Raw genomic sequence first — 15574 nt, forward strand, 5'->3', positions numbered from 1 at the left:
CTCATTACAAAACAATAAGTTACAGAAAAATACTTGACTTAATATCATGAAAACATCTTCCCAAAGAAACAATTATATATTTTTCACGAGAAATGTTTTAACTAAGCCAGAGGCAAAGTTAGTGCAGGTAGCAAATTCTGCCAACGCAGCTGCTAACTTGGGTTATTCAACCGTTTTAGTTTACAGCCACAAAGGATTAACATCTCATAACCCTATTAGTTTAATTCGTCCGTTTTCACCCAGAAAACCCGAAGAAAAACTTGCCAAGCTTTACAACTTACAAGAAAAACTCAAAGTTGCTCCTCTTTCAATGCCTTGGTTCGTAGATAAATTTGGTGGCAAATTGACAAATTCTAGCACCCTTATATCAAAATACTATTTCCCCTTTCATATTCTTCCTACCACTAAAATTGTCCATACTCGCGACTGGAACTTTGTCAAAGTAGCAATAATGCACGGAATTCCCGCAATTTACGAACACCACCATCACGAAGACAAAAAATTTGAACCAGAAATTGTCAAAAATCCACTTTTTACGATTGCTATAACTGTTGCCGATACAGTTAGAGAAAGCATGATCCAAAACGGAATGCCACCTGAAAAAGTTGTCAAAATGCATAATGGTTACAGTCAATTGTTTGCTACCAGACAACCGGAAGCAGCTGAAGAATGGCGAGAAAAACTGCTTCAAGATAAATACCAACATATAGTTGTCTATTCTGGAGCGCTGTATCCATTTAAAGGGGTTGATTTATTAATTGATGTTGCCAAAGATTTACCGCACGTCCAATTTGTATTTGCCGGCGGAAAAGAAGAGCAAGTGCAAGCTTATCAGCAGATGGCAAGAGAAAAGCAAGTTACCAACACGACATTTTTAGGCTACATAGAACACCACAAGTTAGGAAGTTTGCTGCAAGCTGCTGATATTTTAGCTCACCCTCATTGTTCGGGAAATGCATCAACTTTTACCTCTCCTCTGAAGTTTTTTGATTATATGGCTGCTGGTACACCCATCGTCTCAACGGAGATTCCACCATTGATGGAATTTAAGCCTGCAAATGTTGTGGCTGCTTGGTGCGAACCAGATAATCCACAAGAATTTGCCAGATGTATTAAGCACGTTTTAGAAACCCGTCCCAGAAAAATCGAAGGCTATTCAGATAGTCTTGAGTTCGTCAAGCAGTTTACTTGGGAAAATAGAATCCAAAAAATTCTTAGCTATGTCGATGCTTCTATGCGTCCAGTGGCAATGAATTGAGATTAAATCGCCGAACAACAAAGTAGTAATTCAACTAATTTGCTATCATTATGGTAAAAAAAACTATCGGTATGATTACTGGCTATCAAGCTATAAACCAAAGTGATTGGCTTTGGCATCAAACCCCTAATGCATTTGGTGAGTGGAAAAATATTCAAATCCAAGCAAATCACTCAAAGCCAGACTTTCTACTGTTATACAATTTCTGCGACTTTGTTAAACCTGTTGCCAAGAAAAGCTGGTTGAATAAGTTTAAACCACAGCCACAGCAGAAAGAAAACATCACAAATTTACTGCGAGGAGTGCCGAAAGAAAGAATAATTTCTTTAGTAAGAGAACCGCCATTTCCAGAGTTGGAACAAAAGCGAATTACTGATTACGAAAACGCTTCTAAATACTGCGGTTATGTCTCTGGTCCAGATGATTTTGCGCCCATTCCTGAGTATATGCCTGCTATTTGGTATCATGCGAATTCGTTTAGAGAACTGAATGAAATGCCACCTCCAGAAAAGGTTCGTCCTTGCAGTTGGATTACATCGGGAATAGATCGCACGGCAAATCATCAGCAACGTCTTAACTTTTTAAAAATGTTGCAAGAAAGCGGTTTAACCTTCGATTTGTATGGGCGAGATTTACCAAATTGGGCACAGGGAAATGGAAAAGTTAATAATAAATGGCATAGCATGGCTCCCTATTATTACAACTTGGCAATAGAAAATTATGCTGACAATAATTGGTATGTGAGTGAGAAGCTTTGGGATTCTCTTTTGGCTTGGTGTTTGCCAATTTATTACGGTGGTTCTGCCGCTGATAAATTATTGCCACCAGGAAGCTTTTTGAGACTACCAAGTATAGATGAAAAGGGTTTGGCATACATTCAGGAAGTAACGTCTACTCCTGATGCTTGGTACGCAGCTAAAGAAGCGATCGCTGAAGCTAGGCAGATTATTTTGCACAAATTAAATCTGCTGAACTGGTTAGATAACGCAGTTAACCAAATTGCATAAATAAAATTTACACTTACGGAAATTTCCATGACTAATGGTATCTATACAATCGGCAACGATGTAGTTTATAACCAACTCGTAGCTTTTCTTAATAGTGTTGAAGTCAATGTAGGTACAGATATTCCAGTATGTGTAATTGCCTATGACGACAACATTGAAAAAGTTAGTGCGGAAGTCGCTACAAGAAAAAATGTGACTCTGCTAAATGATGCCCAATTGTTTAAAAATTGGGAAGATTTTTCTCTGCAAGTGTGGCAAACACATCCCACTGCTTTAAAAGTTTGGGAAGAACAAGGCATTAAAGGGGTGCGTCGGATTGGCATGAATCGTCGATACTGCGCTTTTGATAACAGCAGTCCCTTTGACAAATTTGCCTATTTTGATGCAGATATTTTGGTCTTAGATTCTCTGCAAATTATTTTTGAGAAGTTAAACGACCATCCTTTAGTTGTTTATGACTTTCAGTACAAAGACCCCTCGCACATTTTTAATGTCAAATCTGACAAATTATCTCAGATATTTAGTGAAGACAGAATTAAATCTGATATTTTTTGTGCGGGTTTTTATGCTGGTAAGCGGGGGTTATTTAGTTCAGAAGAACGCGATTTTATTGTATCTCGGCTGGCAGATGGAGAGGCAGAAATTTTATTCCCAGAAGCACCTAATCAGTCAGTTCTCAACTATATGGTAATGCGAGCAAATATTCCGGTGTGTAACTTATCAAAGCAGTTACCTGAAAGCAAAATAACTGGAAATGCCGTCACTTCTTCTCACTTTGAATATAAATCTAATTGGTTGTATGACAAAGGTAACAAACTGACTTATCTGCACTACATCGGTTTGTCATCCAGCTTATTTGATAGAGTCTGCAACGGTGACAATATTGATTTCCCATATCGAGATATTTTCTTACACTATCGTTACCTGCACGAACCCGATAAACGACCAAAGTTTACTACTAAGCCACAACCCTACAATGCACCTCCTAGTTTGAAGACAAGAGTTCTCAAAAAGCTGGGTATAAAAGTTTGAGGAATAATCAATGAATCGCGGGATTTATCTTCTAGGCAATGACAAGGTGATGGATAATGCCGTTGCCTTAATTAATAGTATCCGTTTTTATGACTCGGATACACCAATTGTCATGATTCCCTACAATGACAATTATCAAAAGATAGCAGAGGTTTTTTCTAACTTTTCTGGGGTAACAATTTACGAAAATTTAGAATATATCAAGTACTTTTGCGAGCAAATCGATAACATCTGCGGAAAAAATTTCTTTGATAGACCTAACTTACTTCGTAAGCTTGTTTGCTGGTTTGGTTCTTTCGATGAGTTTTTGTATATAGACACTGATATTGTTGTGTTTAACAAAATTATCGACAATCTCAGCTATCTTCAAGAAAATGATTTCGTTTGTTATGACTATCAACATACAGGCGGAATTTATGAAGTATTCAATCAGTCAATTAAAGATAATAATATCTTTAAGAAAACTGAATTAAAAGACGTTTTTAATAGTGGTTTTTGGTGTTCTAAAAAGCAAGCTTTTTCTGAGAAAGATATCTGGGAAGTCTTTAGAGAATGCGTTCGCCATCCGGAATATTTCTATTTATTAAACTCAGACCAAACTATCCTTAACTATCTCGTCTTAAAGTATGTTCCGCGCCGATTTAATATAGTCAATAGACCTGGTAAAGCCCCTGGAAATTGGGCAGGTAGCCCTCATTTTCAAGCTCAAGGGCATATACTTATAGACTCCAAGTTAAATCAGCCTCTACAGTTTCTTCACTGGGCAGGGATGCGGATTGAACCTGATTGCCCTTATTGGGAAATTTGGGAGTATTACCGCAATCTCAATCCATCATTGCCACCGCCAATTTTCCCAGTTAAGGTCAAAAAAAGTTCTTGGCAGCAAACTTTAAGTCAAATTAAAACTCTATTCCGCTTTCTGAAAAAGTAAGTTTTTGAAGCTGCTTACAGTTTCAGATTCCCGACTTCTTAGAGAAGTCGGGAATCTTATTTTTAACGATTCCTAAACGGATTGCTATACTTATCGGTAATAAAAATCAAACTTATTCAAGGTAACAATTCTCAAACGCACTAAATTATATAAATGAGTAACACTTTGACGTGCTTTAGCAGCAACTTTTTCCAGAAGGGAACGCTTGGGATATTCGAGCATTTTTTGTTGCTCAAAATATATGGACATCTCCTCCATCTTTGATTGTCCTTTTTGGATTCTGACTAGTTCGGTTTTATCTTTAAAAAAGGAAATGCCCTGCATCTCACTTAATCTAACATCCAAACCAGCCTTGGCAGCAGCTAAACCTATTGCGTTTCCTTCACCGTCATAAATTCCATTTAATTCAAAATAATTGGCGAGTGTCTCCCATTGTTTGAAAAATTCAAGTTCTTTTCCAGAGTCTTTTGTAACTGCAAATAAATACTCGTACACAAATTTAACGTTTTCATTTTCTAGGTCTATATTTACCTTTTGTGCAGCTTTTTTGGTTACTTGAAATTCTCGACAAAGTTTAGCACTAGCAGTTCCTGCAATAACTTTGGCATACTTTTTGGGCATAATTTCACAAGTTCTTGCTGTTATTCCTACTTTTTTAATCCATTGCATATCTACTGGCACTGGTGCTAGTATTCGCATATCTGCATCAATGTATATGCAAGAATTAAAGAGAGATAATGCTTTGGCGATCGCAAATCTTTTGTCGTGATAAAACTTAACGCTCTGCGAGCGATGTTTAAAGGCTAAAATGTTGGGTTGTTTGTTAAAGTCGCTGGGATTGTCAGTTAAAACTATAAAATAAGTTTTCGGCGAATATCTCTCTATATCTTGTGCTAATAACAAGGCAAGAGCGCGATACTTCTTACCAAATGCTATAGTGCAAAAGCAAAATTCTGGCTCTGCTTGATTCATTGTTTTTTAATTTCCTACTTTAGATAGAAATAGTGTATGGAAATTTGGTATAAATACAAATCAAGGTAGTAACTTCAGTAGTTATACTTAATTCTTATTTTAATAAATAAAATGATGTTGAATTAATATATTTTTAAATTTTAGATTTAGAATATTATTAAAATTCACGCTCCAGACGCAGAGGCGCAGAGAAAGACGTAGGATTTTTATAATAAGTCATCAAACGCACTTGACATAACACAATAAATTAGATTTGGACACAGCATTTCTGTGCCCATATTTATACTCAAGGCATCGAATCTAAGTCTAGAGATGTCATTCCTTGGCGTTCTATAAAAGCCAGCATACTTCCTAACTGCAACCAAACTAGTACGCTTGTTAAAAGAGAAATCGGTACACCAATTATATAAGCAAGCAATGGTGGAAAACCGAATATTTCAAAACCTGATGTAAGAAATAAACAAACACCGCCAGCGATTCCGAGAAATGGAACAAATAACTTTCTGCTCCAAAAACGAGAACCTAACTTTTCTACACTATTTAATTGCATTTTTTCCATAATTAACTTTAGCGTTCCAGCTAATGCGACACCGGAGGTTAATGCAATAAATAAACCAACAGCTAACAGAAAATATGGCGGATTTAGAGGGTAATAGTACATGAAAACTCCTGATTAATATGGTAATTGGTAATTGGTAATTGGTAATTGGGAATTGGGCAATGGGCAATGGGCAATGGGCAATGGGCATTGGTAATTTTAACTCCCCCTTGTCCCCTTGTCCCCCTTGTCTCCCTTGTCTCCCTTGTCTCCCTTGTCCCCCAGTCCCCAGTCCCCAGTCCCCACGTTGTTACTGTTTTTTTCCAAAAGAAACAAGGTGTGTAGCAGTCGGTAAAATAGCGGCTGCGCTTTCTCTAGAGAATTCTGTCAAAATGCCGATCGCTACACTCAACAAACGATTCGGCTTTAAGTCATCTTTCACCAGATTCCACAAGCGTTGAACTTCTTCGGTGTGAAGACGGTCATCCTCAGTCAAAGCAAGCAGCAACTGTCTTTGGATAAACTTGCCTTCATCAGACAGCAAATATTGTAAACCTAATTGCGCTGTTGGTAATAAATCAAAGTTGTTATCAGTGCGGGCGATCGCAATTAAATTCTCTAACCGCTGCCACTGGAATTTACCATTTTTGAACAACACATTCAATAACCGCTGCCGCAATCCTGGAGAATCTCCTGTTAGCAACCTTCGTGCTACATAAGGATAAGCTACCTCGACAATTTTAAAATTAGGATTGAGGCTTAAAGCAATACCTTCTTGCGTCACCAAAGAACGAATAATTAAAGCAAACTTTGCCGGAACTCGAAAAGGATATTCATACATTAATTCCGAGAATTCATCGGTGATTGTCTTGAAATTAAAATCCTTGACGTTTTTGCCAATTGCGTTTCCCAGCACCGTTTCTAATGCCGGCACAATCGGAGCAATATTCGTTTCTGGTGTCAGAAATCCTAAATTTACCAAGTCTTCGGCGAAGTCATTATAATCTTTATTGACTACATGCACCAACGCATCTACAAGAGTTTCTTTGGTGGTTTCCTCTAGCTGATCCATCATGCCAAAGTCAATGTAAGCCATGCGACCATCAGGCATGGCAAACAAGTTACCCGGATGGGGGTCTGCATGAAAGAAACCATGTTCTAACAACTGTCGCAAACCTGAGGTGACACCAATTTGGATAATCGCTTCTGGATCTAAACCTACAGCACGGATATTTTTCGTATCTGTGAGTTTGAAGCCGTTAATCCATTCCAGAGTTAAAACACGGGTGTTGGTATAACTCCAATAAATGGCTGGTATTTTGACTTGCGGATCGTTGCGGAAATTACTCGCAAATTTTTCGGCGTTGCGACCTTCATTAATATAGTCGATTTCTTCAAATAACTTTGTGCCAAACTCGTCCACAATTAAAGTTAAATCGTGACCGAGATTGAGTGGCAACCAAGGACTCAGCCAACCTGCTGCCCAGCGCATTAAATAAAGGTCGAGTGTAATCACCGGACGTAAGTTCGGACGTTGCACTTTTACGGCTACTTCTTCGCCGCTGTAGAGACGACCGCGATATACTTGACCCAAGCTAGCCGCAGCGACTGGAGTTGGTGACAATTCGCTATAAATTTCGGAAACGCTTGCGTTCAGTTGAGTTTCGATAATCCGATAAGCGATCGCATTATCAAAAGGTGGCAACTGGTCTTGTAGCTTTACCAGTTCGTCTAAGAAATCTTTACGTATTAAGTCCGGTCGCGTCGAGAGTGCCTGACCTACTTTAATAAAAGTTGGACCCAGACTCGTTAATATTTGTCGCAACTGAATGGCTCGTTTGAACTTGTTTCGTTCAGTTTCTCCACGCCATTCATCCCATTTTAGACCGAGAATAAATCCCGCAAAAAACCAAACTATCTTTATCGATCGCGCTATCGCTTGCCAGGGACGCAAGCTGTAGTAGCGAGCGATCGCGTTTGCATTGTAGCTCGTTAACTGAGCAGGTTGATACTGACCCACGCCGACCTTTGCCTCTTAAACCGATAAATTTACTCTTTTGTTTGCTCGTCTTTTCAAACCATAATTTGGCTGCAAAGACAATATGTTTGTAGTTTTTATCTACAACTATCTACAACAATTAAATTTTTTACATTTCCGGGTAACAATCTTGGCAATATTAGCCAAGGGAGGTTGCCCGTCTTTTTTATCTTTATTCTTAATTATACTTTATAAAAGTACAAATACTTCTTTCAGAAAGTTTAAGAAGGTCACGTTTGTAAAGTTTTGTCAAGGCTAGTCAAGCTGGTAAAGTATCTAATAGTGTTGCGGCTTGAGGCTGGAATGCTTCCAAGCCTCTGGTTAAACCTAGATTCAAAGGTTTGGCGAGAAATCAAAGGTGCAAAGTGACATAAGACATAAATAAAGTTTGTCTCTTTGCCCCTTTGTTTATGCAAGGTCAGTTAGTTTTATTGACCGAATACACCGATACCGTAGTAACAAGCATTGGTATTACAACTAGCCATATCAACCCGAACTCGATATGTACCGCTTCGAGATGGAGTCAGGGTGATGGCAGGAATATCATCATCTTGTAAATCAGAAGTAATCAGATTTCCACGGCTATCATAGAGTGCAATATCTAAATCTCGACAATCGCGATCGCACACTCCAACTATGCCGTATGATGTACCTGCACGCAGATTTATAGTTATATAATCGGAACGACCGTGATAAAGTGCATCGATCATAGGTTCATGGCTTAAACTATAGCCACGTAAACCAGAAGCGATCGCCTTTTCGATTAGCTGGTCACGAACTTCATAAATATATTCCCTATCGTCAGCGCGAACTGCGGTAGGTGTCATAAAAAGCGAACCAGAAATAGCAGTAATTCCAACGAAGGTTCCGAATAAAGCTTTGAGTGTTTTATGTAACATTGAATTGTCTGTTGAACTCGACAATTCCATCATCTAAAAGTGCAATTGGAGTTCAAACCGGAGATGCCATTGAGTTAATTTAGTTACATTGTGTTGTGATTGTCTTGGGAATAATTAGAAAAATATTGACGGTATAACTCGCATCTGACTGTAACTTCATCACCTTGTAACTTTACTAGTCCGAGACTATGTAATTTAAACCTGGTAACTGTCGGTAAAAGTACACCACTACTACTAGCGACAACCTCTTGCATTGCTGTCCTTAATTCTGGCTGTTGCTGCAAAAGATATTCTAGGTGTTGCAGATGGTTGCTATAAATTCCTTCGGCGGTAGCTGCTGTTTGCAAAAATTGTGCTAAATTTATCTGTTGAATGGCTATTTTATACAGAGCTAACCGCACTAAAAAAGGATGTCCTCCCACCAACACCATTAACTTTTCTACTTCTGTATCGCTCCAATTTAGTTGATGGCGTTGAGCTAAATCCTTTACTTGCTCCTGGGTAAATTCTGGTAAGTCCGCTACCAAACCGACGTTAAACGGCGATTGATTGATATCTACTGGTACATAGGCTTCAGTCGAGTGTACTATCACCAGTCGGAGTTTTTTCCAGATATCTCGACGTTTGGCTTCTTCGTGTAAAGCGCGTAATAACCCAAAAAAATCTCTGTAGATTTTGGGATATTCAAATAGCTTATCGACTGTCTCTAAGCCTAAAATTAATGGCTGGTTGATTTCGGGAAATAAATAGCGCTCAAAGTAATTTTTACAAGTTTTCATGTAGCCAAAGCGCTGCGCTGACTTCCAATGCTCATCAAGTTTTTGCAGCAACTTTTGCTGTAATTCTGGATTTTTGGCGGCGACTTCTTCGGTGACGGTATCGCAAAACCAGCGCAGAAATGTATTCAAGTTGAAGAACAACTCTTCTTCTGCTAACTGAAAATCTATTGTCACCGTGATATTTCCCTGACTTTCCGCTTGCTGGAGAATTCGCGCCAACAGCGAAGATTTACCCATGTTTTGCGGTGCTTTGATGCGAATTAGGGAACCAGGTTTTTTGATTTCCTGATAACAACGCTGTTCGATGGGTGGACGTTCTAGATAAAAGGGAGAATCTAACGCTACCTCTCCTTCTGGATATTCAAGGGAGGGAGGAAATGAGGGGGATGGGGGGGATGAGGGAGATGGGGGAGAATGATTGATGTTTTGTGTTTGTGTATCAGTATAAGTTTCGTCAGGTAGTTCTAAATCCACTATGTCTCGCCACTCCAGCCCCAATTTGTGGCAAATTTCTGTGAAGGTTGAGAAATAAACAGCTTTACCAGTGACAAAGTTGCTAACAGTAGATTGAGCAATCTCTAAATCTTCAGCTAGTATTCTCTGGCTAATGTAGCCATTTCGTCGCAGAGCCAATTTTACTTTGGGTAGGCAGTTTGTATGTACTCTCACAGACCTTGACGAGTATGACATAGCTGGTTAATCGAAATCACTACAAAATTTAGCTTACAAGATTAGGTATTTATTTGGTAAAGTCAATTACAACTCCATCACAACTCAATAACAACTCGATAAAAACTTAACATTCTGGAAATTAAACTCAAGATAGGTATCGATGTAATTTTTCTCTATTAAAAACTAAATTATGACGCGAGACTACGAGTATAAAGTTGGTGGTAGTTTGGAAGAAGACGCTCCCAGCTATGTAGTGCGACAAGCGGATTCTGAGCTTTACCACGCATTAAAAGCGGGAAAGCTTTGTTACGTTTTTAATTCCCGTCAAATGGGGAAAACGAGTTTGTTAGTCCGGACGATGAAACGGCTAGAAGCTGATGGCTTTGCTTGTGCTGTGATTGATGTTTCTGGATTGGGTAGCCAAGAAATCACCCTTGAGCAGTGGTACGCGAGTATTATTGATAGCTTATTAACTGAACTCAATTTTGTTGAACCAGAAGATTTATCTGCATGGTGGGACAAATCTATCGAAATTTCTCCGGTGCGACGTTTGGGGAAACTTCTCGATGAATTGTTATTGCCAAATATTACCCAAAATATCGTTATTTTTATCGATGAAATAGATAGTATTCTCCGCTTGGATTTTCCGGCGGATGATTTTTTTGCTTTAATTAGAAGCTGCTATCAAAAACGCTCTTTTAAAGCTGAATATCAGCGGTTGACTTTTGCTTTAGTTGGGGTAGCGACACCTTCAGATTTAATTAAAGATGAGGAAAGAACGCCGTTTAATATTGGTACAGCAATTCAACTTTATGGTTTTAAAATAGATGAAATTACACCTTTGGCAAGGGGGTTAGTAGGAAAATTTGAAAATCCCCAAGCTGTAATGCAAGAGGTTTTGGCTTGGACGGGGGGACAGCCTTTATTGACGCAGAAGGTTTGTAATTTGTTAATTCAGGATTTGAAGAACCCCACCCCCAGCCCCTCCCCGCAAGCGAGGAGGGGAGAAAAAGAGGTGAAAGGATGGATGAAAACAGTTGTGAGAACTGGGATTATTGATGATTGGGAAGTGCGAGATGAGCAAGAACATTTAAAGACGATACAGGATAGGATTCTTGCTAATGAACTAATTGCTGTGCGCTTGTTGGGGTTTTATCAGCAAATTTTGCAAAAGGGTGAGATTGCTGTTGATGGAAGTTCAGAACAGATGAGGTTGCGTCTAACTGGGTTGGTCGTAGAACAGCAGCGAAAGTTAAGGGTTTATAACAAAATTTATGCAAATATTTTTAATTTAATTTGGGTTGAAAAAGAATTAGATAAATTACGTCCTTATGCTGATGCTTTTAAGGCTTGGGTAGATAGTAAATTTAATGATGATTCGTATTTGTTGCGTGGGGAAGATTTAGAAAAAGCTCGTGTTTGGGCTGATGGGAAAAGTTTGAGCAATGCTGATTCTCGGTTTTTATCTGCGAGTGTGGAAGCAGAGTTAAATGAGAAAGTTGCGAAAGCGGAAGCGAAAGAAAATAAGGCTTTGGAGGAAGAGAGGAAAGCGAAACAGCGATTGACAGAGGTAGAAGAAAAAGCGGAATTAGATTTAGAAAAAGCTAATAAAGACTTGATACAAGTCAAAAAAACTACGAAGCGACAGATTTACATCGGTATTTTTGTGCTAATGCTATCAATTATTTTAGCTATGGGAGCATTGCTAGTAGCCAGAAAAGCATCTCGATATGCCCGTAACCAAAATTACGAGCTAGGACGAGTACTTAGAAACAAAGATGATGTAATCATTGAGTTGAATAACAAAAAACAAGAATTAGCTTTTCTAACTTCCAAGTTAACAAAAGTAGAAGATGCGTTCATAAATATCACACTAAGAGAAAAAAATACACAACAAAAAGCGCAACATAACATAAAGAAAATAAATAATTTAGAGTATCAAAAGAAATTAATATATAATAATTTGACATTTCAAAAAAAAAACCTATCACAACTTATAAATCAAAACAAAGAAAAAAATATAGAGCTAAAACAAAAAACTAACGAATTATTACAAGAAAAAGAAAAAATATTTGCAGCAAATAATCAGCTTGAGAATTTAAATGAAATGCTTCAGAAAAAAAATACAAAGATAAATGAGATGGAACATCAGTTTAATGGAGTGAAAGAAGAGTTACAAGATATTTCAATCAAACGTGATAATCTCAAAATGATGATTGATACTTTACTTCAACAACTTGAAGTAATAACTGGAGAATTCGCAGGAATACTTAGTTTAAAAGACTCTGAAATTCCAGAGAATTTCAAGCCAAAAATAAGACAAATAAATGATTCCCATAATAAGTTATTAAAATTGATTTTAGAATATCGTGGATATAATAATGAATCCGCACAGACTTTAACTAATCTTGGAAATGCATCTTTACAACAAGGAAATTATTTAGAATCATTAAATTTTTATAAGCAAGCATTTTCTATTTATCGAGGATCAAAAGATAAAACAAAACAAGGAACTGTTCTCAATAATATTGCCACAGTTTATGTGAATTTAGGTGACTATAAAAAAGCTTTGGAATTGTATAATGAATCTTTAACTATAAGCAGAGAAATAAAATCTCGCAAAAATGAAGGAGTCTTATTGAGTAATATAGCAGTAGTTTATCGTAAATTAGATAATAATGATAAAGCATTAGAATATTCACTACAATCTTTATCTATTTTTAGAGAAATTAAAGACAGAGATGAGGAAGCAAGAACTCTCAGCAACATCGGAATAACATATGAGAAAAGAAATGAATATGTTGAAGCATTAAATTATTATAATCAGGCTCTTTCCTTAGTAAAAGAAGTTGGGAATCGCGCAGAAGAAGGCAAATTACTCAATAACATAGGTGATTTGTACAGTCAGTTAGGCGATAAACAAAAGGCGCTAGATTTTTATCAACAAAGCTTGATAATTGCACGGTCAATCAGCGACAAAGATTTAGAAGCCATGAATCTGGTAAATATAGGAGTTACTTACCGTACTTTGGGAGATTATAAAGTTGCAATAGATTATTTCAATCAAGCACTACAGCTTGACCCCAATAATGCTGATATTTACTACCATCGAGGTATTTCTTATTTATTACAAAAAGGTGGATATGCCAGTGGTTTAGACGATATTAGTAAAGCTATGGCAGATTTAAATCAAGTACTAAGGTTGAATCCCAATAATGCTAATGTTTACTACTACAGAGGTCTTATTTACATTTATTTAAAAGAATCTGAAAAGGCTGTAGCAGATTTTCAAAGAGCGGCAAACCTCTATCAGCAAGAAGGTAACATTAGAGATTACGAAAATGCTCAAAACGAAATTAAAAAGGCTCAAAACGAAATTAAAAAGATTCAAGGTGGGTCAAGGTAAGACTTATATTAAAAATCTAATTGCTGAATGAGCATGATACTACCAGTAAATTACTGCCTTGACAACATTTTTCATCTCATGTTGGGGAAATGCGATCGCATTTCTTGGCTTGATGGGAAAGTGCGATGCAGAAGCCGCCACCTCCGGCGATCGCATTTCTTAGGGTTGATGGTAAGGGTGATCGCATTTTTGGTGTTTTGGGGAAAGTGCGAAGCTTGCGCGACGAAAGTCGTTCGCATTTAGGTTAGTTTGGAGAGAATGCGATCGCCTGCGAGGTTGTTTTAGGATTTGTGCGATCGCATTTGACTATACCAGGTAAAGACGGCGATGATGCTCCGTTATATTTAGAAAAAAACATCCAACGGGTGCTGAAAAAACTGCAAGAAATGGAAAACACAGAAAACGAAGAAAAACAGGAAAAAGAAGAATGAGCCACTACAGTATGGTAATTCAATGGTCGGATGAAGATAAACTTTTTTTAGTACACTTGCCTGAGTTCCCCTGGCAGCAATTTCATACGCATGGTAGGACTTATGAAGAAGCAGCCAAAAATGGTCAGGAAGTAATTGAGACTTTTGTTGAGATGTTGAAAGAAGAAAATAAACCACTACCAGAACCCAGAATGCTTCCGACAAAACCGTTGCAAGTTGCGTAAGTTAAGTGGGTATTAATGCCAGCAATAATTGTCAATCATGAGTGCGATGCAAAAGCCCCACCTTTGGCGTAATCACTACGCTTTAACTGAGTTATCCCGTTTGTGATGTTGTATAAATAGCCATAAATCCCTAGATTGAACTACCAACGCTCTAACATCAACCCATCAACATAATCAAAATCTGTATCATCTGTTACTAATATCCAACCCTGCTCTAAACATTGCGCCGAAATCCAAACATCATTCATTGGAATTGGTCGTCCCTTCTGTTTCAGCGCCAGTCGGGTTTTAGCATATACTGCTGCTGTTTCTCGACTTAATGGTAGAACTACACAAGCCTCTATAAACTCCAGATAACGAGGTAAATTTTGTAATGGACGAGTGGAATTTTCCGCGCCAAAAAGTAACTCTCCCACTACGACGGTAGGCAGAACCACCTCTGGTAATGCTACTACTCGTGAAACGATCGCGCTCGTCCCCATTCAAAAAACGCACCGCAACAGAGGTATCCAGGGCAATCTCACCACTCATTCACATCCACCTGCCGACATTCCGTTGCGTAGACACGAAGTGGCTTGTCGTCAGACATCGCCTCTTTTAATTCTTCCGCTTCTCTATCACTTAAAATACCTGCAAATTTTGCCAAAGGATGGGTTTTGCGTGTTGCTTTTATTCTATGAAAAAAATCTAATACCAACTCAACTATATCATCAGGAGCTTGTTCGAGTTCCTGGATCAATTCTTCACGATTTGTCATGCATTCAATTGTTCTTGACTAGTTCTTTCACGTTTTCAGTATATCCAAAGTCCCAAAGCGATCGCATTTATTGGGTTGAGGGGAGAGTGCGATGTCTAACGACAAGCCTTACGGCTACGCGTTTATTAGGTTTTGGGATTAGTGCGATCGCGCTTGTTTCAGCCTATTTTCTCTAATAGTGCTTCATTGATAACCGTTTGGTAGCCAACCCCTCGTTTTTCTGCTTCTTCTTTTGCCCAGGCTATGATTTTAGGATGTAATCTGATAGAAATCGGTTCATACTTTTCCTCTTCATCCTTAGCAGGTCGTCCCCGCTTTTTTGGTGTAACCCCAAACTGATGAGCGATCGCATCTCTGAATTTTTGGTTTTCTTCTGGTGTAACTCGTCTTGCTCTGTCAAAAGGAAACTCAGATTCCTGACTCATATTGTTGACACTCCCGGATGGTCGCTTTTCTTGCACTAATTAACCTTATTCGCTCACCTCGCATGGTAAAAACAACCACAACAATTGAACCATCTTCGACTTCACCAATTGCCCTTGGGCTGAACCTGGACAAAAATGGACAGCCTTCATCCGAAAATGTCGTGGGGGATCGAGGATCTAGTAAACAAGGCTGTCCATTTTTGTC

16 protein-coding genes are annotated in these 15574 nt (G+C 38.3%); 7 read left to right on the plus strand and 9 right to left on the minus strand.

The window, feature by feature from the left end; translation table 11 throughout:
• Positions 1-46: 46 nt before the first annotated feature.
• From PI95_RS24000 to PI95_RS24015, 4 genes are read left to right on the plus strand one after another with little or no spacing between them, the layout of a single operon-like run.
• Positions 47-1258: a glycosyltransferase gene (locus tag PI95_RS24000; protein ID WP_039752388.1), complete on the plus strand. Its 1212-nt coding sequence runs from the start codon at positions 47-49 to the stop codon at positions 1256-1258.
• Positions 1259-1308: 50 nt separating this feature from the next.
• A complete protein-coding gene (locus tag PI95_RS24005) occupies positions 1309-2265 on the plus strand; it encodes a glycosyltransferase family 10 domain-containing protein (protein ID WP_039752387.1) in 957 nt (318 codons plus the stop codon).
• Between the two features lie 27 nt (positions 2266-2292).
• Positions 2293-3297, plus strand: a complete 1005-nt coding sequence (locus tag PI95_RS24010) for an Npun_R2821/Npun_R2822 family protein (RefSeq protein ID WP_039752386.1) — start codon at positions 2293-2295, stop codon at positions 3295-3297.
• Between the two features lie 10 nt (positions 3298-3307).
• Entirely contained in the window at positions 3308-4228 is a 921-nt protein-coding gene (locus tag PI95_RS24015) for an Npun_R2821/Npun_R2822 family protein (protein ID WP_039752385.1), read from the plus strand.
• A gap of 90 nt (positions 4229-4318) precedes the next feature.
• Here PI95_RS24015 and PI95_RS24020 read toward each other — a convergent pair whose 3' ends face one another.
• The 5 genes from PI95_RS24020 to PI95_RS24040 form a co-directional block, all read right to left on the minus strand.
• Complete coding sequence (locus tag PI95_RS24020) at positions 4319-5200, minus strand: hypothetical protein (protein WP_039752384.1); 882 nt, start codon at positions 5198-5200, stop codon at positions 4319-4321.
• Positions 5201-5486: 286 nt separating this feature from the next.
• Positions 5487-5861: a hypothetical protein gene (locus tag PI95_RS24025; protein ID WP_039752383.1), complete on the minus strand. Its 375-nt coding sequence runs from the start codon at positions 5859-5861 to the stop codon at positions 5487-5489.
• 187 nt (positions 5862-6048) lie between these two features.
• Positions 6049-7758: an AarF/UbiB family protein gene (locus PI95_RS24030; protein WP_039752381.1), complete on the minus strand. Its 1710-nt coding sequence runs from the start codon at positions 7756-7758 to the stop codon at positions 6049-6051.
• A gap of 446 nt (positions 7759-8204) precedes the next feature.
• Entirely contained in the window at positions 8205-8675 is a 471-nt protein-coding gene (locus tag PI95_RS24035) for a hypothetical protein (RefSeq protein ID WP_039752380.1), read from the minus strand.
• 83 nt (positions 8676-8758) lie between these two features.
• The gene (locus PI95_RS24040) at positions 8759-10087 is read right to left on the minus strand and encodes an AAA-like domain-containing protein (RefSeq protein WP_236117169.1); all 1329 of its coding nucleotides are present in this window, start codon (positions 10085-10087) and stop codon (positions 8759-8761) included.
• A gap of 229 nt (positions 10088-10316) precedes the next feature.
• Between PI95_RS24040 and PI95_RS24045 the strand changes: the two genes are divergently transcribed.
• The 3 genes from PI95_RS24045 to PI95_RS24055 all read left to right on the plus strand — a co-directional run bounded on the left by PI95_RS24045 (position 10317) and on the right by PI95_RS24055 (position 14187).
• Positions 10317-13532, plus strand: a complete 3216-nt coding sequence (locus PI95_RS24045) for a tetratricopeptide repeat protein (RefSeq protein WP_052325719.1) — start codon at positions 10317-10319, stop codon at positions 13530-13532.
• A gap of 290 nt (positions 13533-13822) precedes the next feature.
• On the plus strand, positions 13823-13963 hold the full coding sequence (locus PI95_RS24050; protein ID WP_163519140.1) for a hypothetical protein: 141 nt from the start codon (positions 13823-13825) through the stop codon (positions 13961-13963).
• A complete protein-coding gene (locus PI95_RS24055; RefSeq protein ID WP_039752378.1) occupies positions 13960-14187 on the plus strand; it encodes a type II toxin-antitoxin system HicB family antitoxin in 228 nt (75 codons plus the stop codon). The genes PI95_RS24050 and PI95_RS24055 overlap by 4 nt, the downstream gene beginning before the upstream one ends.
• A 140-nt stretch (positions 14188-14327) precedes the next feature.
• Here PI95_RS24055 and PI95_RS24060 read toward each other — a convergent pair whose 3' ends face one another.
• The 4 genes from PI95_RS24060 to PI95_RS24075 all read right to left on the minus strand — a co-directional run bounded on the left by PI95_RS24060 (position 14328) and on the right by PI95_RS24075 (position 15502).
• Positions 14328-14669 carry a type II toxin-antitoxin system VapC family toxin gene (locus PI95_RS24060; RefSeq protein WP_236117170.1) on the minus strand — a complete coding sequence of 114 codons (342 nt, stop codon included), beginning with the start codon at positions 14667-14669 and terminating at the stop codon, positions 14328-14330.
• 38 nt (positions 14670-14707) lie between these two features.
• Positions 14708-14944 (minus strand): hypothetical protein, encoded by a 237-nt coding sequence (locus PI95_RS24065; protein ID WP_039752377.1) that lies wholly within the window; start codon positions 14942-14944, stop codon positions 14708-14710.
• 158 nt (positions 14945-15102) lie between these two features.
• A complete protein-coding gene (locus PI95_RS24070; protein ID WP_039752376.1) occupies positions 15103-15369 on the minus strand; it encodes a BrnA antitoxin family protein in 267 nt (88 codons plus the stop codon).
• The gene (locus PI95_RS24075; RefSeq protein WP_236117171.1) at positions 15353-15502 is read right to left on the minus strand and encodes a BrnT family toxin; all 150 of its coding nucleotides are present in this window, start codon (positions 15500-15502) and stop codon (positions 15353-15355) included. Before PI95_RS24075 ends, PI95_RS24070 begins: the two co-directional genes overlap by 17 nt.
• Positions 15503-15574 lie beyond the last annotated feature (72 nt).

Source organism: Hassallia byssoidea VB512170 (assembly GCF_000817785.2).
GTDB classification, from domain to species: Bacteria; Cyanobacteriota; Cyanobacteriia; order Cyanobacteriales; family Nostocaceae; genus Hassallia; species Hassallia carrinoi.

Bases quoted from the DNA above. Each gene is read 5' to 3' on its own strand.
- PI95_RS24065 (WP_039752377.1), bottom strand. From the start codon at position 14,944: ATGACAAATCGTGAAGAATTGATCCAGGAACTCGAACAAGCTCCTGAT.
- PI95_RS24060 (WP_236117170.1), bottom strand. From the start codon at position 14,669: ATGGGGACGAGCGCGATCGTTTCACGAGTAGTAGCATTACCAGAGGTG.
- PI95_RS24010 (WP_039752386.1), top strand. From the start codon at position 2,293: ATGACTAATGGTATCTATACAATCGGCAACGATGTAGTTTATAACCAA.
- PI95_RS24070 (WP_039752376.1), bottom strand. From the start codon at position 15,369: ATGAGTCAGGAATCTGAGTTTCCTTTTGACAGAGCAAGACGAGTTACA.
- PI95_RS24035 (WP_039752380.1), bottom strand. From the start codon at position 8,675: ATGTTACATAAAACACTCAAAGCTTTATTCGGAACCTTCGTTGGAATT.
- PI95_RS24045 (WP_052325719.1), top strand. From the start codon at position 10,317: ATGACGCGAGACTACGAGTATAAAGTTGGTGGTAGTTTGGAAGAAGAC.
- PI95_RS24055 (WP_039752378.1), top strand. From the start codon at position 13,960: ATGAGCCACTACAGTATGGTAATTCAATGGTCGGATGAAGATAAACTT.
- PI95_RS24015 (WP_039752385.1), top strand. From the start codon at position 3,308: ATGAATCGCGGGATTTATCTTCTAGGCAATGACAAGGTGATGGATAAT.
- PI95_RS24000 (WP_039752388.1), top strand. From the start codon at position 47: ATGAAAACATCTTCCCAAAGAAACAATTATATATTTTTCACGAGAAAT.
- PI95_RS24020 (WP_039752384.1), bottom strand. From the start codon at position 5,200: ATGAATCAAGCAGAGCCAGAATTTTGCTTTTGCACTATAGCATTTGGT.
- PI95_RS24005 (WP_039752387.1), top strand. From the start codon at position 1,309: ATGGTAAAAAAAACTATCGGTATGATTACTGGCTATCAAGCTATAAAC.
- PI95_RS24025 (WP_039752383.1), bottom strand. From the start codon at position 5,861: ATGTACTATTACCCTCTAAATCCGCCATATTTTCTGTTAGCTGTTGGT.